The 20591-nt window shown below is 37.3% G+C and carries 19 protein-coding genes, 1 other RNA gene and 1 pseudogene; 6 read left to right on the plus strand and 15 right to left on the minus strand.

Annotation, left to right across the window (positions count from 1 at the left end):
- Positions 1–14: 14 nt before the first annotated feature.
- Positions 15–1337 carry a Xaa-Pro aminopeptidase gene (gene pepP / locus FY049_RS13935; RefSeq protein WP_446083874.1) on the minus strand — a complete coding sequence of 441 codons (1323 nt, stop codon included), beginning with the start codon at positions 1335–1337 and terminating at the stop codon, positions 15–17.
- 322 nt (positions 1338–1659) lie between these two features.
- Positions 1660–2292, minus strand: a complete 633-nt coding sequence (locus tag FY049_RS13940) for a UPF0149 family protein (RefSeq protein WP_419339031.1) — start codon at positions 2290–2292, stop codon at positions 1660–1662.
- A gap of 64 nt (positions 2293–2356) precedes the next feature.
- Between FY049_RS13940 and FY049_RS13945 the strand changes: the two genes are divergently transcribed.
- From FY049_RS13945 to ssrS, 3 genes are all read left to right on the plus strand, one after another.
- Complete coding sequence (locus FY049_RS13945; protein WP_004722081.1) at positions 2357–2908, plus strand: hypothetical protein; 552 nt, start codon at positions 2357–2359, stop codon at positions 2906–2908.
- A 2-nt stretch (positions 2909–2910) separates the two neighbouring features.
- The gene (locus FY049_RS13950) at positions 2911–3195 is read left to right on the plus strand and encodes a cell division protein ZapA (protein WP_056516198.1); all 285 of its coding nucleotides are present in this window, start codon (positions 2911–2913) and stop codon (positions 3193–3195) included.
- Between the two features lie 100 nt (positions 3196–3295).
- Positions 3296–3477: non-coding RNA, 6S RNA (ssrS, locus tag FY049_RS13955), on the plus strand.
- Between the two features lie 135 nt (positions 3478–3612).
- Here ssrS and FY049_RS13960 read toward each other — a convergent pair.
- From FY049_RS13960 to FY049_RS13975, 4 genes are all read right to left on the minus strand, one after another.
- Complete coding sequence (locus FY049_RS13960) at positions 3613–3939, minus strand: hypothetical protein (protein ID WP_446083875.1); 327 nt, start codon at positions 3937–3939, stop codon at positions 3613–3615.
- Positions 3940–4527: 588 nt separating this feature from the next.
- Positions 4528–4992, minus strand: a complete 465-nt coding sequence (locus tag FY049_RS13965) for a hypothetical protein (RefSeq protein ID WP_335955424.1) — start codon at positions 4990–4992, stop codon at positions 4528–4530.
- A 239-nt stretch (positions 4993–5231) separates the two neighbouring features.
- A complete protein-coding gene (locus FY049_RS13970) occupies positions 5232–5447 on the minus strand; it encodes a hypothetical protein (protein ID WP_327858368.1) in 216 nt (71 codons plus the stop codon).
- A 331-nt stretch (positions 5448–5778) separates the two neighbouring features.
- Positions 5779–6687 (minus strand): LysR family transcriptional regulator, encoded by a 909-nt coding sequence (locus FY049_RS13975; RefSeq protein WP_056516227.1) that lies wholly within the window; start codon positions 6685–6687, stop codon positions 5779–5781.
- A gap of 97 nt (positions 6688–6784) precedes the next feature.
- On the opposite strand from FY049_RS13975, the gene FY049_RS13980 reads away from it, so the two are divergent.
- Positions 6785–7762, plus strand: coding sequence for an alpha/beta hydrolase (locus tag FY049_RS13980; RefSeq protein ID WP_446083876.1), 978 nt, complete (start codon positions 6785–6787; stop codon positions 7760–7762).
- Between the two features lie 267 nt (positions 7763–8029).
- On the opposite strand, the gene FY049_RS13985 is transcribed toward FY049_RS13980, so the two are convergent.
- Positions 8030–8182: a hypothetical protein gene (locus tag FY049_RS13985; protein ID WP_004722095.1), complete on the minus strand. Its 153-nt coding sequence runs from the start codon at positions 8180–8182 to the stop codon at positions 8030–8032.
- Positions 8183–8549: 367 nt separating this feature from the next.
- Positions 8550–8771, minus strand: a complete 222-nt coding sequence (locus tag FY049_RS13990; RefSeq protein WP_004722098.1) for a hypothetical protein — start codon at positions 8769–8771, stop codon at positions 8550–8552.
- 506 nt (positions 8772–9277) lie between these two features.
- On the opposite strand from FY049_RS13990, the gene FY049_RS13995 reads away from it, so the two are divergent.
- A complete protein-coding gene (locus tag FY049_RS13995) occupies positions 9278–9448 on the plus strand; it encodes a hypothetical protein (protein WP_004722100.1) in 171 nt (56 codons plus the stop codon).
- Positions 9449–10086: 638 nt separating this feature from the next.
- Here the strand turns inward: FY049_RS13995 and FY049_RS14000 are convergent.
- The 5 genes from FY049_RS14000 to kdpA all read right to left on the minus strand — a co-directional run bounded on the left by FY049_RS14000 (position 10087) and on the right by kdpA (position 18104).
- Positions 10087–10794 (minus strand): response regulator, encoded by a 708-nt coding sequence (locus tag FY049_RS14000; RefSeq protein WP_166783392.1) that lies wholly within the window; start codon positions 10792–10794, stop codon positions 10087–10089.
- A gap of 27 nt (positions 10795–10821) precedes the next feature.
- Positions 10822–13464 (minus strand): ATP-binding protein, encoded by a 2643-nt coding sequence (locus FY049_RS14005; RefSeq protein ID WP_446083877.1) that lies wholly within the window; start codon positions 13462–13464, stop codon positions 10822–10824.
- Positions 13465–13713: 249 nt separating this feature from the next.
- Entirely contained in the window at positions 13714–14319 is a 606-nt protein-coding gene (kdpC, locus tag FY049_RS14010) for a potassium-transporting ATPase subunit KdpC (RefSeq protein WP_446083878.1), read from the minus strand.
- Positions 14320–14338: 19 nt separating this feature from the next.
- Positions 14339–16369, minus strand: coding sequence for a potassium-transporting ATPase subunit KdpB (kdpB, locus tag FY049_RS14015; protein ID WP_446083879.1), 2031 nt, complete (start codon positions 16367–16369; stop codon positions 14339–14341).
- A gap of 10 nt (positions 16370–16379) precedes the next feature.
- Positions 16380–18104, minus strand: a complete 1725-nt coding sequence (gene kdpA / locus FY049_RS14020) for a potassium-transporting ATPase subunit KdpA (protein WP_446083880.1) — start codon at positions 18102–18104, stop codon at positions 16380–16382.
- A 306-nt stretch (positions 18105–18410) separates the two neighbouring features.
- On the opposite strand from kdpA, the gene FY049_RS14025 reads away from it, so the two are divergent.
- The gene (locus FY049_RS14025; protein WP_056516247.1) at positions 18411–19211 is read left to right on the plus strand and encodes an undecaprenyl-diphosphate phosphatase; all 801 of its coding nucleotides are present in this window, start codon (positions 18411–18413) and stop codon (positions 19209–19211) included.
- Between the two features lie 596 nt (positions 19212–19807).
- Here FY049_RS14025 and hfq read toward each other — a convergent pair.
- Positions 19808–20019, minus strand: a pseudogene (hfq, locus tag FY049_RS14030) (RNA chaperone Hfq); the annotation flags it as partial.
- Positions 20020–20179: 160 nt separating this feature from the next.
- A complete protein-coding gene (locus FY049_RS14035) occupies positions 20180–20461 on the minus strand; it encodes a hypothetical protein (RefSeq protein WP_227515163.1) in 282 nt (93 codons plus the stop codon).
- Positions 20462–20591: the final 130 nt, after the last annotated feature.

Below are 20591 nucleotides of genomic sequence, written 5' to 3' on the forward strand. Positions count from 1 at the left end.
TTCAAATTAAAAACTTATACTGACTTTGCCATCAACGCTTCAATATCTTCAATCGATTTCACCACATTTTTGGTCAAGACCAATGGCCCCTGTTCAGTAGCAACCACATCATCTTCAATCCGAATACCGATACCACGCCATTTTGCATCCACTGTCTCATCATCAGGTGCAATATATAAACCTGGTTCTACGGTAACAACCATACCCTGCTCATAGCTACGCCATTGACCATTTTCATCTTTATATGCGCCAACATCATGCACATCCATACCAAGCCAATGCCCTGTACCATGCATATAAAACTGACGATAGCGTTCAGATTCAATAATTTGCTCAACATCACCTTGCATAATGCCAAGGTTGACCAAACCTTCTACCATAATCCGTACTGCAACATTATGCGGTTCTTTATAAGAATGACCGATTTGAATTGCATCTATCGCAGCAATTTGTGCATCTAAAATAATTTGATATAGCGCTTTTTGTTCAGGGCTAAACTTACCATTTACAGGAAAAGTACGGGTGATGTCTGAGGCATAGCATTCATACTCAGCAGCCGCATCGATCAACACCAAATCACCATCTTTTAAGAGTTGGTTGTTCTCAACATAATGTAAAATACAGCCATTTTTCCCACCACCCACAATACTGTTATAGGCAGGTACACAACCATTCTGACCAAAGATATAATTCAGCTCAGCTTCTAAAGCATATTCCATCATGTCTGGATGAACTTTTTTCATGGCACGTGTATGAGCATCTGCACTGATATTTGAGGCGATTTGCATCAATTCAATTTCTTGAACCGACTTATGCAAACGCATTTCATCTAAGATTTGATCAAGTTGAATCAACTGCGCTGGAACGCCAAAACCACGTCCAGATTCATTGGCTTTGGTAATCCAAGTACTGACCTTGGCATCAAAATCTGCACGTTGACCAATACGATAAAATAATTTTTCTTTATTTAAAATTTTGGCAATAATTTCTTCGTCAAGCAGATCAATCGCATAAGCTTCATCTGCTTCATAATCATCGACTGCACCGTCAATTCCAGCACGGTAACCATTCCAGATTTCCATCTCATGATTACGTTCACGACAGAACAAACTATAGATATATTCCTCACCAGTTTCATCTGTTTCTATGACTGCAACTGCTTGTGGCTCTGCAAAACCGGTTAAATAGAAAAAGCTACTGTCCGCACGAAACTTATAATCAGCATCTCGGTTACGCATGACTTCTGGACTGGTTGAGATAATTGCAATGCTATTGGGACCCATTTGCTCAGCGAGGCGGTCACGACGTTCCTGAAAATCTGCTTGAGTTAATTTCATTCTCTATTCAGCTTGTATTTCAGATGATTAATTTGGAAGAAGCTTTAACTTACAATTACACTTAGATGAATGCAAATACTGATGCCTCAATATTTGCATATTTTAAAATAATTTTATTATTTCTCTCGTTCTGCGCTCAATTGCGACCACAAAACAAGCAAATCATTCCAAACTAAAAAATTTAACCCTTTACATCACTACTTTATTCAACTTCGATGTTTTTAAAGCGAATAAAAAAGCACTGTACAGGGAGCTGTAGAACCTACTACTCATCAAACATAAATGTTCTAAAGTTTAAGTTTCTTAGCTTTTTTTCTTAGTTTTAGCTTGGGCGATGTGGAGTAAACATCTCTACAACATTGTTACTTTCGGAAGCATCAATTGCCTGTTTCATTTTGCTATGAAAATTTTGCAATAGAGGGCTTTCTGACACTGGAACTTTTTTTCGTCCCATTGATAATGACACAGGGATCAAGCGTACAAATTCATACAATTCAAGATAGCTTGCTTCACCTTCATCATCGTCATCTGATTCATCAAACTCAACAGATGCAACATCTTGTAAACTTTCAATGAGCTCTTGCTCATCTGCGCGAATATGACCAGAAGCCAATCCAAAGCCAAGCACAACCCCTGCACACCAATCTGCCAGTGATTGTACACGCTCAGCCAATGTATGCTCGTCATCTGGGAGCATTGGAAGATAGTCTAAATCATCGTCTGAAAGCGCATGTGATACATCCTCAGCTTCATCAGACAATAGAGCAACCGCTTCATCGTCTAATTTTGGCACATCAAGCGTAGATAAAATTTGTAACCATTCATCTCGAGTCGGAACTTCAGTAACACAAACTATACCTGTCAGTAAGCCATGTAACTCACTCGGGCTTGAAATTTCCTCAATCCCCTCAAAATTTTGATTCCAATCTGACCAACCTGAAATATCGTCTTGCATTCGTTTATCCAATCTCTATACTTCTGTATATATTACCTTTGATTGCAAATCTGTGCGACCCGTTATGTTAGAACAATTACAGCGTCTACAGACGCATATTGGTGTTTTAAAAACACGAATTGAAACTGTTGAGAAAGAAAATGCATCGCTGTTAAAAGAAAAGGATAACAGCGAAGAGCAATCTCATGCTCAAATTAGCCATAAAAATAGCATTATCACCCAAAAACAAGATGAAATTGATACGCTCACTGAGCAACTCTCTCAGTTACAAAATCAGTTTCAACAGCTCAATACAGATGCCACATCTTTAGCAGAGCGTTATGGGCGTTTGGAAAAAAGCTGTACCGATTTAAAAAATCGTTTTCAGGAAATTTTGGCTGAACGTAATGAATTACGTGTGGTTAAAGAAAAAATGGCAAATGAACAACGCCATCACTTACAAGACATCAAAGGTCTTCAAGATGAGCGTGAACGTTTAATTCAAAAAAATGAACATGCCAAAACAAAAGTGGAAGCCATTATTCAACGCCTTTCTATTTTAGGAACTGAACAAGATCACCATGCGCAAGAAATCCAACAGCTTGCTCATCCATCAGAGTCTAATGAGGAAGTATGAGTATGTCTGAACATGTGACTGTAGAATTACGCTTAATCGAACAAAGTTTCCGTTTAGGCACCACAACAGATAAGCAACCAGAACTCGAACGTGCTGGTCGACTTTTAAATGAAAAGTTTCAAGAATTTCGCCGTAAAGCCCCCAATGTTGAACATAATAAATTGGTGATCATGGTGGCTTTAGAATTGATGCAAGAAGTTTTAGGCATGAATAAATCGTTACAAGAATATGCACAATGCGAACGTTTATTAGCGACCATGTTAGAAGATGTTGAAAAAGCGGGATAAACCGCTTTTTTTTCGTGCAATTGATTGGTTTTTTTATACTGTATTTATAAATTATGAGCATTGGTGATTTGCCACAATCCCCAAATTATGTATACTTAATATAACTCTAGGGTGTTCGCCAGTACGTCTATTCCCCTGCCGATACTTAAACTTATGGATGTGTTCTGTATATTTTGAGTGTATGCCCACCTTGAGTGGGAAACCCATTAAGTGTACGTCACGTCCACCTTGAACTCATCGGGTTCAGGGTAACGACCATGCAGCGGCATCTCTGGAGTGTTTTATTTTAAAATCATCATAAGATAAAAATTATAAACATATGTTGTAATATACCTTTGATTCTATTTCCAAAAATATAGCCCTGATAGATCATAGTGAAACAACTATTTATTCTGTTTGATCCACTCTATAAGCTGATTAAGTCGAATCTACAGCATTATTCAAAAACCCAACTGACTCCAAACATAGCTTTTCCCATTCAGCTGAAAATTCCTCTTCCGCTTTTTGTTTACCTAAATTTGTAGCATATACAGGTTTTGATTCTGCATCAGCAATGATGACTTTTAAATTTTTTGCATTATTACTTAGTTCGCCTTTTAAATTAAATGCTGTATTCAAATCAACACCAAACTGTCTTAACTGCATGATCATTCCAGCGCTATCTGCAATAAGTTTGCAATGATCTACTTGATTTTCATCAATTTCTTGGCTAAATAATAAAAGGAATAAAATTCTCAATTTCATTTTTATAATCCTTAGAATTTTCTAATCATATTGATTATATGCATAGATTTCGTCTAGAGCCATGCTTTCAAGCGATCTACTAAAATCTCGAACATCATCGTTTATGCACGATATAAATTAGATATTTATTTTTAGATAATATGCTTATCCATATTGATCATTTCATTCTATATGGATTTATTTTTATTGATGAGCATAATTTCTTTTCATTATTTCACTCAAATGCATAAATCTACATCACCTGCATTTCCCGCCCACTAGAGCTAAAATATATAGCTATGCCCTATACAAGATCGATACTTTAAACTTATGTTACTACCTCTGAATTGCTATAAATCATCTAAGCCTAAGAAAAATATAGAAACAACACCAATCCAAGAGCAATCAAAGATATGATTAGCCATACATTTATACAATTAAAGCTTTTGATGAAATTCCACATTTTGCTATCCCTTAGAAATGGCTAAGGAATTCTACTTTTTGGGGTTTAATTTAAAAATTATAAATTAGTCTGAGCTACAAAAAAATTCGACTGTAAAATAAGTATTTAAATATATGGTAATTATCCCAAGGTATTCATTTAAATATTTATAGACATTCCTTATAACTCATTGTAAAACTTTTCAAAAACTCACCTTGAGCATTATTTAATTGATAAACAATATTGCCTTGTGTTGTTTTTTTAAATACTTCAGACTCAAATAAATCGCTTTTACTACAGATGTTGTTTTTGGTCAGATTTTTATATTTGTTTTCATCAAATTTCTCGGTTAGATCTTCTGTAGACTCAATCCCCTTTAAATCAGATACAAGCAACAATCCATTGCTAGTTAACCTAATTCTAGAAATGTTTGTTAAATCATCTGATTGATTGGGCTTAATGTTCGAAAAATTGTGATTGATCACTTTGACTAAGCCATTATACAATTCGAGATTAATGATATTGAATTGATCATCAACTGCACCAACTTGCAAAAAAGGTTCGTCTAATGAGCTTTGCGCTTTCAATTCAGCACATAGTAAAAAACTGAATATAAACAATAAATATCGCAACTTGGTTCTCCTCATCAACAATCCAGCCGTTGAAGTAAAACACTGCAAATACAAATTTAAGTTAATATATAACGATTGCTAGATTCACTATACCTATAAACGGTCACAAACTTGTTGGTACTCACTGTCTATATCCCTCCTTTATCCATTAAAAGAAAAAGTGAGATAACTGCATAGGTTCAAAATTAATTCTTTCAAATACTAAAAAGCTCATCTTTCGATGAGCTTAGATCTAAAAATTATGAGTTGTTCCACTCACCAGATTGAACACCCAACTCATCATCACCCGTCATCAGAACTGCTGTTAAAATTGGAACTGCTAAAATAACAGGGAAAAGCACAATCCATAGATCAATGGATAGCTGATTCGAAAAAACAAAATGAATCACGATCGCGATTAAAGCCAATATTCCAAACAATATACTTGCGAATCGAGTGGCAAATTTTAAAAGCATTTTTTATTCCCCTTGTAATTAAAAATTTTTACTCTATTTACTCTCATAGTTATGTCCTATTTTTAGAAATTAAGCAAAGCACTTTGAGGTAAAACAGCCTCTCTTTTGAGGTATATTTACAAAAACCATAAAAAATATATGGATTTCTATAAAACTTAGCACTTTTTGTAGTTTTTATCTTTTTCCTTATGTCTGTTATGAATGAAAATTTCTCTTTTAAGTGATTAGATTTTCTCTTCAGATAGCTTGATATAGGCAAATAAGTTGAATTCCAAAATGAACTCTTTTTAGCCAAGTTTTTTGCGACTTTTTGAAATGGACATAATGAATATCAATAGCTGGATGAATCACGGATCATATTGATTAACGCCTTAAGTGTAGTGGATACATGACGATAGCCTGGATAATAAAGGCTAAGACCACGATAGACTGGGCTAAACTTTTCCAAAACGATACTTAATTGCTGATTTTCCACAGCATTTTTTACCAAATGATCAGGTACAAATGCGATACCAATACCATCTATTGCAGCATCAACCATTAATGTTTGATCTGTAAGTGTTAATGGCCCTTTGACATCTATCTTTTCAATAATGCCATTCATATCAAATTCCCAGCGAAAAATTAAGCCACTATCAAAACGGAAACGAATGCAATCATGTTCATAAAGATCATGCGGAACAAGTGGCGTAGAATTTTTTAATAAATAGTCTGGGGATGCGACAGCAACAAAGCGTGCGGTTTCAGTCAAACGGATTGCAACCATTTCTTTAGGTATATCGTCTGCAAGGCGTATGCCTGCATCAAAATTTTCTTCAACGATATTGGTTAATTTACCATCACAAACAATATCTAAATGAACCAATGGATAGTGTTGTAAGAACTTTTTAAGAATGGGTTTTAAAACCAGTCTAACCGCCCCTTCACTGGCATTGATTCTAAGTACACCACTCGGCTGATCTCTAAAATCATCTAAATGATTTAGCGCATTTGAAATATTTTCCATGGATGGTCGAAGTGAATGAACCAATTGGATTCCGGCATCAGTCAAAGAAACACTGCGTGTGGTTCGATTAAAAAGCCGAACATTTAAGCGGCTTTCCAAACCTTTTATGGCATGACTAATTGCTGAAGGTGTGACGTTTAACTCAACCGAAGCTGCACGGAAGTTTCGATGAGAGGCCACAGATAAAAAAATTGTTAAAGCAAAGAGTTCACCGCTTTTCAATTGATGAGCCATTTTCACTATTCTATAAAGTTTTATGAGATTGTTCTCAATAATATATTTATATAGGCTGAATGGGTACTCAAAATTAATGACGATAAGGAAAATTACAATGCCCAAACATGGTAACTATGCTGTAGAAAAAATAACATTTGATTCACATGGTGATGCAGTGGTTGGCGATTTATATAAACCAAATACCGAAGGAAAACTCCCCGCTGTTATTATTCTTGGGCCATATTCTTTTCAAAAAGAACAGGCACCCACTCAGTATGCGACACGTTTAGCAGATGAAGGCTTTATCACCCTCGCATTTGATCCAAGAACTGTTGGTGAGAGCCAAGGTATGCCACGTCGCCTTGAAAATCCAAAAATGAAAAACGAAGATGTCATTGCTGCAATTGATTACATCTTTACCCGTAACGATGTCGATACCGATAAAATATTTCTATTAGGGGTTTGCCAAGGTGGACCTGAAATGCTGGATATCGCGTCTTATGAAGCACGTGTCAAAGCCGTTGTTTCTGTTACTGGATATTATCGAGATAGAGAAACTGATTTATTTATGCTTGCAGCAGGTGTGACAGAAAATCCATTTAATATTGAATCAGCACCAACGATCGAAGAATTAGAAGCCTTATTAGCGATCCGTTTAAAGAAAGCACAGGATGCCAAAGTTCTTTACGAAACAACAGGTGAAGTTATCTATCAACCATTAGTTTCCCCAGACCTTGGTGATCGTGTCAAAGGCTCGAATGCAGGTTTACCTGGCCCAATTATATGGAGCTGGTATGGAGCATGGACGCTAAAAAACTGGGAGAATCGTTATGCGATTATGAGTGATCTTGATCATTTTTCTTATTCAACTGTAGCTGGCGTTGCAAAACTAAATAAACCCGCGCTTATCATTCATTCGGATACCTGTATGAATCCAGCAGCGGCTCGACGTCATTTTGATTCAATTCCAACATCAGATAAAAAGCTTATCTGGGAAAATGGAACCAATCATTTCCAGTATTACGAGCAACCCGATATTGTAGATAGAACAGTTGCACATGCGACAGATTGGTTTTATCAACATCAAAATTAAGATCAAATACCTTTAGTCGGATATGAAAAGAGAATCCTTTTAACGCTGCATCGACAATCAACTAAGCGTCATTAAGTTTTGTATGGACAACTCCCTCCTTTCACAAAGGTGAGAAGTCGTCACTTTGCAAAGGGCAAGGATTTAAAAATTCTTTATCATTTCCTTGCCGGCCTAGACAGCATCTTTTCAGTGTCCGTTTCTACCTTAAATTTTACGATTGTCATACCCACATTAAAAAACCACCGAATCGGTGGTTTTTCATTAAAATTAATGTACTGCTTCTGCTGAAGACTCTTTATGATCATCATCTTTGGTTTTGGCTAAACTTTTACCCTTGGTTTTTTGAGGATTATTTTTATGTGACTGATAGTAGCAAGCAATTGCAATTCCAGTCCCTAATAATGCTACGGTCTTTAACATGGTATACCTCATACTGAATTGAATAACGTCTATTAGGAATAACATTAAATTTCTAATAAAGTATTTCGATATGTGAGTTATGCAAGTTTATGTGAAGCTTTATTACATTTGATTTCAAAGATTCAGATAAATCATCTAAATTTCAGTGTTATGGCTGATTTAAAGTATTTCGGTATTTAACCAAACAGTCACATGGTAAGTTTTTATTATGAGATTTTAATTCCAGCTTAATCATTCTAAAACCATCTAATATTCATCAATCAACACTGATCAGAAATCCTTCTTTAATTTTCGATATCTTTTATATTCGTTCACCCATATAAAAAGCCCATCTTACGATGAGCTTTTCTAAAACATTCATTACGATTTATATCGCAATACGATAAAGTTGATTTTGATTAAGATAGAAAGATGAACCATCAATATTAAATTGACGATCGTCACCAGATTCTAATTCAATCTTTTTCCCTACTTCGACCCAACTCATACCAGTACGGTTGCTTTGTTGTCTTTTTAAAGGAACGATCTTTACGCGAATTTCATCGCCATTTACTGCAGAGGCTATTGTCCAGCCATTTAAAATATTCATTTTTTCACTCAATTGTTTTGAGCTTTTGCAAACAGAGAAGTATTTAACTATTAAGACCAACAGATATATTTTTGGAACTAACGATAAGAAGGCATCTAACCTTAATTTAAACTTTTGATATTTACATCAGCTTGATATTGCAGAAGTCAGAGTTGAAGCCAACCTTCAAGTCTTGCTTATATATTAAGCACATCTGCTTTAGTATTTTTCATAGTACGCTAATTTAACAGATTATGCAACTTAAATAACATTTGATTATTTTAAATTAAAAGTTCCTATTTATAAAATCAATTTGTGATGTTTATGTACAGGCCTATATTTAGGGAATATTTATATCACCATTTAAAACAATACAATACAAATATTTGATATTTTTATAAATATATTTTGTCGATATAAACTCAGTTTAGCCAACATATCTCCACATATGGCTCTCACAACTACCTTAGTGTAAGTGGATTAAAAGACTATTATCCAGACTCACTTAACAATTTGAGAAGATTATAATGTCATTTAAAAGTTTTTCACAAAATTCAGCTCAAGCAAATTCAGATACTAAAAACGTTGAGCAAACTCCGCCTAAAGATGCGCCACAAGCAACTCCTGGTGCTACACCACCTAATCCAAATCAGGACAACAAAGAGGTTAAGCAACCTGATACAAATAAGCCTAAATAACACCAAGGGCTTTTGATATTTCATAAATGGCTTACGTTGTAGGCTAAGAATGAACAGACCTTAAAGCTTAATCTATAAAAACTTACCGATGTTTGGTAAGTTTTTTTCGTTATTGGTTATATAAATTCAGACTGTATCAACTCAAAATATTCAGCTTTCTCCATGACGTAAAAAAGCCCACAATAGTGCGGGCTTTTTAGATCGGCATGCTGCGATCTCATGCTCAGCGTTAACTGCTTAGGTTTTAAATCTATTTAGAGGGAATACGCAATTCCTGTAACAACCTAAACACTTCCGTTTCGCTTACGGATTCGATCAAATCTAAGTTAACACAGATCAGCAGATGAAAGCGGATAAAATATATTTGATTACGCTTTATTTAATAAAGTTTCGCCACACTCAATTCAAATCGTGAGTTTGTATAAATATAAAGCCAAAGTTCTCAGTAAAACTTATAATACCATCACTCTTTCAAATCCAATAAATTATTTAATTAATTGATTTTAAATAACAATAAATTAATATTACCAACATTTACCCCCCTACTCTGCACTTTACAAAGAATCGTTTATTTTAATTTTAACCATCTACTGTAAAACCATCAAAAAACCAATGATCTCAAAGAAGATCAGCCATGCTTAGCCTACAAAGCGTAAACCCACACCCGGTTCAGTCACAATATATTTGGGTTGTACCGCATTATCATTCAGTTTTCCACGCAATTTGGCCACCAAAATTCTTAAATAATGGGTATCTTCCTGATGAGTTGGTCCCCATAAATCACTGAGAATTTGTGGTTGAGTAATCAACTGCCCCTTATGTTGCGCCAATAAAGTCAGCAATTGATATTCCTTACGTGTCAGCGCAATCAGTTGTTGGTTAAGAAATACCTGTCTTTGGGCAAAATCAATTTTTAAAAAACCATCATCAAAAAAAGCGGATTCCACAGCAACGTTTTGAAATTGTCTGAGTAATACGCGGATCCGCGCCATAAGCTCCTGAACACTAAAAGGTTTCGTCACATAATCATTGGCGCCAGCATCCAGTAATTTGACTTTTTCCTCTTCATTAGAACGAACCGACAAAACAATCACAGGGACATGCGACCATGCTCGCAACTCAGATAAGACTTCTAGACCATCTAAATCAGGCAGTCCTAAATCTAAAATAATTAAATCAGCGCCTTGCAAAGCCAAAAGCTCTAAGCCCTTTTGACCATTTTCGGCCAGTAGGGTTTTATAGCCCTGTGCTCTAAGTGCAATATCGAGAAACTTACGAATTTGAGTTTCATCATCAATAATCAATACATTGGTCATGGAACTTGTCGATACATTGTGTTCTGGCATGCTATTTCCTAAAATCAATATGTGCACTTATCCAATCTGCTGAATCGGCAATTGCATACGGATGCAGGTGCCTTGATTATTCTTGGCTGAAGATGCCGAAATTTCACCCATATGTGCACCAATAATGGCTTTAACAATGGTTAAGCCCAATCCCGTACCATACTGCCCGCGATCGCCACGTTCCATAGTATAGAACATATCAAAAATACGCTCTCGTTCATCTTCTGGAATGCCTAAACCTTGATCGCTAATTGAGATTTCAATTTCGTTTTCATTGAGTTGTAAGACTTTAATCGTTACCGCTTTATTCTCTGGGGAAAACTTGGCTGCATTTTCCAATACATTAAAAATCGCTTGTTCGATCAAAGCAGCATGAACAAATAGGCTCAAGGTTTGCTCTGGTAAATCAACCTCAACAAGACTATGCGGCATGTAGCGTTTTAAACGGCGTACCGCTGAACCAATCAACTCATCGACACCAATCCAATCTCGTTTAAGACTTAAACCTTCATGCCCTAGCCGTGTCATATCCAATAAATTCTGAATATAACGATCCAGTCGTTCGCCTTCCAAATGAATGGCTTCCAATAAGCTGTCTTGATCTTGTTCATCCATCGAATGCCGATAATTACTCAAAGTATCAGCTGCACCAATCATAGAGGCTAAAGGTGAACGTAAATCATGAGAGACGGAGGATAACAAGGCCGAACGTAATCTCTCGGTTTCTGAACTGACATTGGCGATTTCCAATGCTTTAGTGAGTTGGGTTCGAGAAATTGCTTGAGCAATATATTCAACCATGGTTTCAGTCAGTTGCTTCTGTTCAGTATTTAAAACCGATACATTTTTAAGAAACTTAACCCCGACCACACCAAAACACTGTTTGGAAGCCAATAATGGTAAAAACCACCAATCATTTTCAGTTAATGTTTGGGTAAACCGTCCCGATGGTTGATGGTTCTTAAATGTCCAATCTGCTGAAATTTTTTCTTTATTGTTAATGACCTCAAGTGATGATGTTGATGATTCTGGGAAATAAAACCAGATTTCGGCATTTAAATTTTTACTTAAACTGTTTTCTGCAATCTCCTGCACTTGCTTTAAATCGATCGCGGTAGACAGCTTTTGACCTAAATCCTGCATAATGCTGTTATAACTATTTGCAGTCTTTAAAGCCGTTACCTGTTCTCTCAGTCTTGATGCCAAACGGCTTGAAATCAGTGCAGCGCCAAGAAAAGCAACCACGGTAATCACACCCTGATGTGCAGAAATTTGTAAAGTAAATTTGGGTGAAATAAAGAAAAAGTTATAAGCAAAAAAGAACAACAGTGCTGAAAGCACAGCGGCCAGCATTCGTGTTTTAGATGCCACAAAAACCACAGCGGTGATAAAAATCACCGAAAGCTCTTCAATCCCTAAATACTTTTCACCTAAACTGGCAATCACAATACTGATCATAGTGGTGGATAACACATAAAACATTTCTCTTAAACTTAGAAATGAATGCGTATCTTGAAAAAATGATTGCTGACGATGTTCTGCAAGAATTGGGACGATACTCAATTCAAAACTTGGCTGGTATTTAAGTAATTGATCAACAAAATTTACAACACCGAATGTAAAGGCTTTACGATGTGATTGTGCCAATACCAAAGTTGAAATCCCTCGATCCATCACATAATCAAACAGCGTTTTTGCATGTTGCTGACCATAAAGGATTTCAGTCATCCCACCCAATTGACGGGTGAGGTTTAAAGCGCGTTCAATTTCTCGACTGGATAAATTGTCTTGTTTTTCAGTTATTTTTGAATCTTTAGAAAAGACCACCACCGTCCAATTTGCCTGACGATTTTCGGCAATACGACAACCTGCCCGAACCAAAGCCTCTGCCTGCCCATTGCCCTCAATCATAATTAAAATATGATTTTTTAAAGGAATGGGCACAAGCCCTTGTATAGCAAAATTTTCTCGAACATCGGTATCGACATGACTAGCAACCGTCTGCATTGCCAATTCACGCAATGCGGTCAGATTTGAACTGTTGAAGAATCTTTGCAAAGCTTGTTCAGCTTGCTCAGGTACATAGACTTTGCCCTGATTTAAACGCTCAAGTAATTCATTAACTGGTAAATCAATTAATCGAATATCACGGATCCGTTCAAAGACCCGATCAGGTACGGTTTCAGTCACCCGAATACCCGTAATTTGACAGACCACATCATTTAAACTTTCGAGATGCTGAATATTCATCGTGGTAAATACATCAATACCCGCATCCAGCAATTCATTGATGTCTTGCCAACGTTTTTCATGACGACTATTTGGCATATTGCTATGCGCGAATTCATCCACTAAAACAATACTGGGTTTGCTTGCCAGCACAGCATCAAGATCCATTTCTTCAAGAGAATGTCCTTGATACTCAATTGCCTTTCTTGGAATGATCACCAAACCTGAGATGAGATTTTCAGTTTCAATGCGACCATGGGTTTCAACATAGCCGATCACAATGTTGATCCCTTGCAAAGCCAGTTCGTGCGCACGCACTAACATTGCAAAAGTCTTCCCCACACCGGGTGCAGCCCCTAAAAATATAGTGAGGCGCCCAGATTGATAACGCTGAGTGTGTTGCAGTAAAACATCTGCTTTATTATTTCTATAATCGCTCATCGTCGTCTGCTTGTTTAAAAATTACATCACTGTGGTGTTTCTTTACGACCATTCAATACAGCAAAAAACACAGGCCAGCAAAGAAACACAGTCGTTTGATTCAACTTGAAATATCTACGATCTAAAGCAAAAGAGAGAATATTGTAAATTTATACGAAAATAAAATCCCAATAATGCCCGCTTTTCAACAATCATAGAGAATCAATTACATCAGCGCTGATTCATTTTGCTTTGATGATCTCAATCTATCTATTGAGTTCCAATTTGATCCAAAGCCAAATTTAATTCAAGTACATTGACTCTGGCTTGCCCTAAAATTCCAAATGTCGGTTGTATGCTATTGTCTAGCAGCAACCTTAGCACATCCTGTTCTGGCAAATGTCTTGCTTTGGCAATGCGTTTTACTTGAATCATTGCAGATTGCACACTAATTTCAGGATCAATTCCGCTGCCTGAAGCCGTGACCAAATCCGCAGGAATCGCGCTTTTTTCAACGTGATCCTGTATCACAATTTTGTTTAAACGTTCCTCTACTGCTTTGTGTAAATCAGGATTGGTTCGTGCCATATTACTTCCTGCCATGGCCATTGGATCATAATTGGCAGCAGAAGGTCGTGTATGAAAATATTGTGCTTGTACAAAAGGCTGTGCAACCAGTTGAGAACCGACAACTCGGTCATTTTCAACAATCAAACTGCCATTGGCTTGTTCATCAAAAAGAACTTGTCCCAGCCCTGTTGCCGCAGCACTGTAGACAAAACCACATAAACCCAACGCAACAATGGTTAATCCAAACGATGCTCGTGTTAATCCACCGAATGATGACTCAACCAATCGATTATTTTCAGTATTCATTTTTATCATCCTCAAAACTCTAAAGTGCCAATAAGGGACTGATCATTAGATCAATCAGCTTGATCGCAATAAATGGCAACAACACACCACCTACACCGTAGATCAGCATATTTCGACGTAATAATTGCGTTGATGTTGAAGGCTTAAACTTCACTCCACGTAAAGCAATTGGAATCAATAATGGAATAATGATGGCATTGAAAATCAGTGCAGAGAGAATTGCACTTTCTGAACTTCCCAAGCGCATCACATTTAAGGTTTGCATTTGAGGAATGGCTGCGACAAATAAAGCCGGTAAAATTGCAAAGTATTTGGAAACGTCATTGGCCAATGAAAAGGTGGTCAATGCGCCACGCGTAATCAACTGCTGTTTACCAATCTCAACAACCGACAATAATTTGGTTGGATCTGAATCCAAGTCCACCATATTGCCCGCTTCTTTTGCCGCTTGGGTCCCTGAGTTCATCGCCAAACCAATATCCGCTTGTGCCAAAGCAGGTGCATCATTGGTACCATCGCCAACCATAGCGACCAAATGACCTTTATTCTGTTCATGACGAATACAATTTAACTTATCTTCAGGTTTCGCTTCAGCGATGTAGTCATCGACACCTGCTTCCGCTGCAATGGCAGCAGCAGTCAGCGGGTTATCCCCTGTGACCATGACAGTTTTTATACCCATTTCACGTAAGCGAGCAAATTTTTCCTTGATGCCTTGTTTAATCACATCTGAAAGTTCAATCACCCCCAGAATATTTTGATCTTTTGCCACCACTAACGGCGTTGCACCTTTTGATGCAACCTGTTCTACCCGCGTTTTAAGCTCACTATGATGTTCAATATTCTGTGAAGCAAATTTAATAATCGCATCTACTGCCCCTTTACGGATTTGCTGTCCATTTGATAAATTTATACCAGAGATCCGAGTTGCGGCATTAAAGGCAATAAACTCGACCTGTTCCGGTTCAACAATATGCTCCCCTTGCTCTTTTGCCAAAACCACAATGGATTTACCCTCTGGTGTTGGGTCAGCAAGTGAGGTCAATATCGCAGCTTGACGCAGTTCTGACTCAGTCACCCCAGTCAGTGGGAAAAATGCTGTTGCCTGACGGTCACCATAGGTGATGGTTCCTGTTTTATCGAGTAACAATACATCTACATCACCCGCCACTTCGACAGCTTTACCCGATTTGGCAATCACATTGGCTTTTAACGCCCGATTCATCCCCGCAATACCGATTGCAGGCAACAAGCCACCGATGGTGGTTGGAATTAAACACACCAACAAAGCCACCAAGAGAATCGGGTTAATTTCAATTTTTAAGAAATGCCCAATAAAAGGTAAACTCACCACCACTGCGATAAAGGTCACAGTCATCACAGTCAATAAAATACCCAGAGCGATCTCGTTTGGTGTTTTTTGACGATTGGAACCCTCAACCAAAGCAATCATTCGATCAAGAAAGCTATTACCCGCTTCAGCCGTCACTTGCACCACGATACGATCGGTTAAAACTTTAGTTCCCCCAATCACACCCGACTTATCGGTACCTGCTTCACGTAAAACGGGTGCTGACTCACCTGTTACCGCAGCTTCATTAATAGTCGCAAAACCATGAACAATTTCACCATCCGCAGGCACCAGTTCTCCTGCACGGACTTCAATCAGATCATTCATTTTTAATAAGGTTGCAGCAACTTGCACGCCCTCTAAATCATCTTTAGAACTCAGTCGACGTGCAGTTAAATTTTGACGTGCTTGTCTTAAGGAAGAGGCTTGACCTCGACCTTTGGCTTCGGCAATCGCTTCGGCATAGTTGGCAAATAATACGGTGATAAATAAAATCAACGTCACCACTAAACCAAATACAGTATCAGCTTGACCCGTTAAAGTACTGACCAGTGTGATGAGGGTGCCTAGCCATACAATCGCCATCACTGGATTTTTAATTGCATGTTGTGGCAACAATTTAATCAAGGCATTTTTCCAAGCTTCACCTTGGAATAAAGTTGATGATTTATTTTGCGTAGATTGTTTTGAATGATTCATTTTATTCACCCTAGCCTTGTACCAATAACAGCTGATCAGCGATCGGTCCTAAAACAAGGACTGGCATAAATTGTAATAAGGTCAACATCACCACAATAGCAATCAGAGTGAAAGCAAAGGTTGGCGTTTCCACTTTTAAACTACCACTACTTTCAGGGGCTTGACGCTTTGCAGCTAAACGAGAAGCAATCATTAAAGGAATGATCAATGTTGGAAAACGTCCAAGTAGTAAAGCGATGACACAGCTCACGTTCCACCACACGGTATTGTCCGCTAAACCTTCAAAACCAGAACCATTATTGGCAAAGGCCGAAACATACTCATACAACACTTGTGAAATGGCATGATATTGCGGATTGCTATTGCCTGTAATTTCAGGGAAAAACAAAGCAACTGAGCTTAAACCGAGAATCGTAATCGGCTGAATCAAAATCACCACAGCAAGTAATTTGATTTCCCCTGCTTCAATTTTGCGGCCAAATAATTCAGGTGTACGACCTGTCATCAAACCTGCAATAAATACAGCCAAAAACAGATAGATCATAAATTGCTGTAAGCCACAGCCGATCCCGCCCCAAATCGCATTAATCAGCATATTCGCCAGCGCCACTAAACCTGTTAATGGCGATGCAGAGTCATGCATCATATTGACGGAACCATTGTTGACCTGTGTGGTTATGGCGGCCCACAATGCGGAAGATGCTTCACCAAAACGCACTTCCTTTCCTTCCATGGCATAAATTTGCATCGCGGTAGATGACAGGCTTTCAGACCAAATCGCCGCTGTAGCTGAAACAACCGACATCAGCAACATTGAGCCAAAAACAAAGGCAGCAAATTTTGCGCGTTTGGTTAAAAAACCTAACATAAAAATCACTGCGACAGGGATAAGTAGAATCGCGATCATTTCTAAGAAATTTGAAAATGGTGTTGGATTTTCCAATGGCACACTACTGTTAGGTCCATACCAACCCCCACCATTACTACCCAATTGCTTAATCGCAACCATGGGTGCAACTGGACCCAGTGGAATTTTTTGAGTTTTTAATTCAGTGGTTTGGTCAATCACTTGAACTTCTGGGCCACCTTGAAAGGTTGATGGCACACCTTGGCTATTGAGTAATAATGACCAAATCATGCATAACGGAATTAAAAAACGAAAGGTTGGACGGATCACGTCGGCCCAATAATTACCCACATTGATTTTTTCAACTTTATTTTGAAAGCTTAGGTTTTGATCTGTTTCTGACAAAGCATTCGATTGCGGATAAAACAAGGCACGTACGGTTGCAACCACCATTGCCAACCCCATCATTGGAGTAATGATTTGCAATCCAACGATTCCAATCATCTGTGATAAATATGACAGTTGCGCCTGACCTGAATAGTGCTGTTGGTTGGTATTGGTCAGAAATGAAATCATGGTATGCAGGGCTAAATCCCATGACATATTCGGCGCATTGTTTGGATTGAGTGGCAAGCTTGCTTGGCACATAAACAACACCCAAGTCACCAATCCAATGACGATACAGCTCGTCACAAAGCTAAGTGAATAGGTCTTCGCATTCATCCCTTGATCAGGATGTGTACCCAAAACACGATAAATCGGTTTTTCAATCCAGTTAAAAATTGGATCAATTTTCATCTCTCGGTTTTGCATAATACAAGCAAGATACTTCCCTAAAGGAAAAGCCAAAAGCACTACTATTACCAAGACTAAGATAAACTCTAACATGACATTTCCCCCCAACTTGATTGGCTCAAATTAAAAATGTCGATATTGCAATGATTTATATGTTTTTGAAGTACGCATAATTTTGGATGCTGTACTTGTTGATGCGCTATATATTTAGCACTCATCTTTTTCATCCTAAACGCTGGGATATTCCACAACTCAGTATCCGCAAATACCCCGTAAACTCTCTATTTACAGTCAGATCAGCCGCGTAAAAATTTCGTAAAATTTTGTCTTTTTTGATTTATAAACAGCGTTAAATACATTACAAAGGTTCAAATTTTAGAACGCTTGTTTATTTTATTTATGGAAAATTTTGAACTACTTAAAGCATTGTTTTTGGGGTTAATCGAAGGCTTAACTGAATTTTTACCTATCTCAAGTACAGGACATCTGATCTTATTTGGTCATCTTATTGATTTTCACTCAGATTCTGGACGCGTATTTGAAGTGGTGATCCAATTGGGTGCAATTTTGGCCGTATGTTGGCTGTATCGACAAAAAATCATCGAACTAATTCGCGGCTTTTTTTCTGGCGATGTTGCAGCCAGACGTTTTGCGATTAATGTCTTAGTTGCTTTTATTCCTGCTGTGGTGATTGGTGTCTTAGCAGTAGATTTTATTAAACAAGTGCTGTTTAGTCCTTTGGTTGTGGCTTTTGCTTTAATTATCGGGGGCTTTATTATTTTTGCTGTAGAAGCCAGAAAGTTTGAACCTAAAACCATTGAAGCCACAGACATTACCTTAAAACAAGCAATTCTGGTTGGATTTGCCCAATGTCTTGCCATGATTCCGGGAACATCACGTTCAGGCGCCACCATTATTGGTGGGATGTTGTCTGGTTTATCACGTAAAGCGGCAACCGAATTTTCTTTTTTCCTTGCAATGCCAACTATGTTAGGTGCTGCAACCTATGATTTAATTCGAAATGCAGATGTTTTAACCTCAGATAACCTGATTAATATTTCAGTGGGGTTTGTTGCTGCATTTATTGCTGCGCTTTTGGTGGTAAAAGCTTTGGTCAAATTTGTTGAAAAACATACTTTGAGAGTGTTTGCTTGGTACCGTGTGGTATTGGGTATTATTTTATTGTTTGTGTTTTTATAATCATGTGAATTAATAGCAGATAAGTTTAAGTCTGCTTATGTTATTTTTTATCGTATTGACCCACTTACATTGTGGGTCTTTTTTTGCTTAGATGTTTATATTTAACTGTGATGGTTATTTAACAGACTTCTTTTATCAATCATTTTTAAAAGCATCAATCAACATAAAAGCACCCTCATCCTAGCCTTCTCCCAGCGGGAGAAGGGACTTTCAATACCGATATGATTCACTCCACATGATCATTTTTTGATTGATGAAAAATCTTTAATAGTAAATATTAAAAGACTGAAAAACTAAGACTAGAACCCTTAGACTATCTGTATAGGCAAATTATCAATTTAGATAAACAATAACGTAGGTCAAATTAAGAATCAGCTAAAACCATTAAATTCTTTATATATTTCATCAAGCCTTTGACGATCTAATGCTCAAGTATTTTCATCTTCAGCAAGATCTTCAAATTGTATTTCATCATTGATGCCTACTTGATAACCAAAATCATTTTGGCTATTAAAACCATATTGGCTTTCATTGTCATATGAGTTGCTATAACTGTTTTGTTGATCAAATTTTGCAAGGGAGGCTTTGATATTTGAACGTGGATGACGTGTAGGCAGAACAGTAGAAATCGAATGTTTATAAATAATTTGCATTTGACCTACACTGTTCCTTAATAGCACAACATATGAATCAAAAGATTCAATATGCCCCTGTAATTTAATTCCATTGGTCAGAAAAAAAAAACTGGAATATGTTTTTTTCGGAGAGAATTTAACAATGGATCTTGTAAAGTTTGAATTTTAGACATATTAATCTCCCAAAACTTTTAAATACTAAAAAATATCGTTCTTAAATAAAATTTATAATTAGACGCATCCTGCGAATTTTACTTTCCTGATCAAAATAGACGAATAAACTATGTCATCTATCCCCTAATCTTTGAATTTCAACGTAAATATTTATATAGTTTACTTACTAGGTGTAGCAGGCATCATCATTTTTGAATGATCCATCTTCATCATCACATGCGCCATATCGACCCCGCTCGATTGCGCGTTTTGCGCCATATCTGATGAATGTACATGCTGTCGTTCTGCATGATCATTATTGGGCTTTTTGGCTTCATTCTGTGCATTACAAGGCTTTAGAGAACATTGCATTTGCATTTTTACTGCTGCTTGAGGATCCGTTTTATTCGGTATTTTAGAAGCATCTGCCCAAGATTGAGTTGCAATCATTAGCGTACCCATACAAAACACTTTTATTAAACTTCGATGTAAAATCACTCGCATTTGTACCTCTCCAAGCTTGAGATTCTTACTCGTACAATATAGCGCCCTATTGAACATTAAGATGACTTGAAAGTGACATTTATGTAAT

Source organism: Acinetobacter sp. 1125_18A (genome assembly GCF_052824985.1).

Bases quoted from the DNA above. Each gene is read 5' to 3' on its own strand.
- FY049_RS13985 (WP_004722095.1), bottom strand. From the start codon at position 8,182: ATGTTAAAGACCGTAGCATTATTAGGGACTGGAATTGCAATTGCTTGC.
- pepP (WP_446083874.1), bottom strand. From the start codon at position 1,337: ATGAAATTAACTCAAGCAGATTTTCAGGAACGTCGTGACCGCCTCGCT.
- FY049_RS14035 (WP_227515163.1), bottom strand. From the start codon at position 20,461: ATGGGTACGCTAATGATTGCAACTCAATCTTGGGCAGATGCTTCTAAA.
- FY049_RS14000 (WP_166783392.1), bottom strand. From the start codon at position 10,794: ATGCCAGAACACAATGTATCGACAAGTTCCATGACCAATGTATTGATT.
- FY049_RS13950 (WP_056516198.1), top strand. From the start codon at position 2,911: ATGTCTGAACATGTGACTGTAGAATTACGCTTAATCGAACAAAGTTTC.
- kdpB (WP_446083879.1), bottom strand. From the start codon at position 16,369: ATGAATCATTCAAAACAATCTACGCAAAATAAATCATCAACTTTATTC.
- FY049_RS13960 (WP_446083875.1), bottom strand. From the start codon at position 3,939: ATGAAATTGAGAATTTTATTCCTTTTATTATTTAGCCAAGAAATTGAT.
- FY049_RS13995 (WP_004722100.1), top strand. From the start codon at position 9,278: ATGTCATTTAAAAGTTTTTCACAAAATTCAGCTCAAGCAAATTCAGAT.
- FY049_RS14025 (WP_056516247.1), top strand. From the start codon at position 18,411: ATGGAAAATTTTGAACTACTTAAAGCATTGTTTTTGGGGTTAATCGAA.
- FY049_RS13975 (WP_056516227.1), bottom strand. From the start codon at position 6,687: ATGGCTCATCAATTGAAAAGCGGTGAACTCTTTGCTTTAACAATTTTT.
- FY049_RS13990 (WP_004722098.1), bottom strand. From the start codon at position 8,771: ATGAATATTTTAAATGGCTGGACAATAGCCTCTGCAGTAAATGGCGAT.
- kdpC (WP_446083878.1), bottom strand. From the start codon at position 14,319: ATGAATACTGAAAATAATCGATTGGTTGAGTCATCATTCGGTGGATTA.
- FY049_RS13945 (WP_004722081.1), top strand. From the start codon at position 2,357: ATGTTAGAACAATTACAGCGTCTACAGACGCATATTGGTGTTTTAAAA.
- FY049_RS14005 (WP_446083877.1), bottom strand. From the start codon at position 13,464: ATGAGCGATTATAGAAATAATAAAGCAGATGTTTTACTGCAACACACT.
- kdpA (WP_446083880.1), bottom strand. From the start codon at position 18,104: ATGTTAGAGTTTATCTTAGTCTTGGTAATAGTAGTGCTTTTGGCTTTT.
- FY049_RS13980 (WP_446083876.1), top strand. From the start codon at position 6,785: ATGCCCAAACATGGTAACTATGCTGTAGAAAAAATAACATTTGATTCA.
- FY049_RS13970 (WP_327858368.1), bottom strand. From the start codon at position 5,447: ATGCTTTTAAAATTTGCCACTCGATTCGCAAGTATATTGTTTGGAATA.
- FY049_RS13940 (WP_419339031.1), bottom strand. From the start codon at position 2,292: ATGCAAGACGATATTTCAGGTTGGTCAGATTGGAATCAAAATTTTGAG.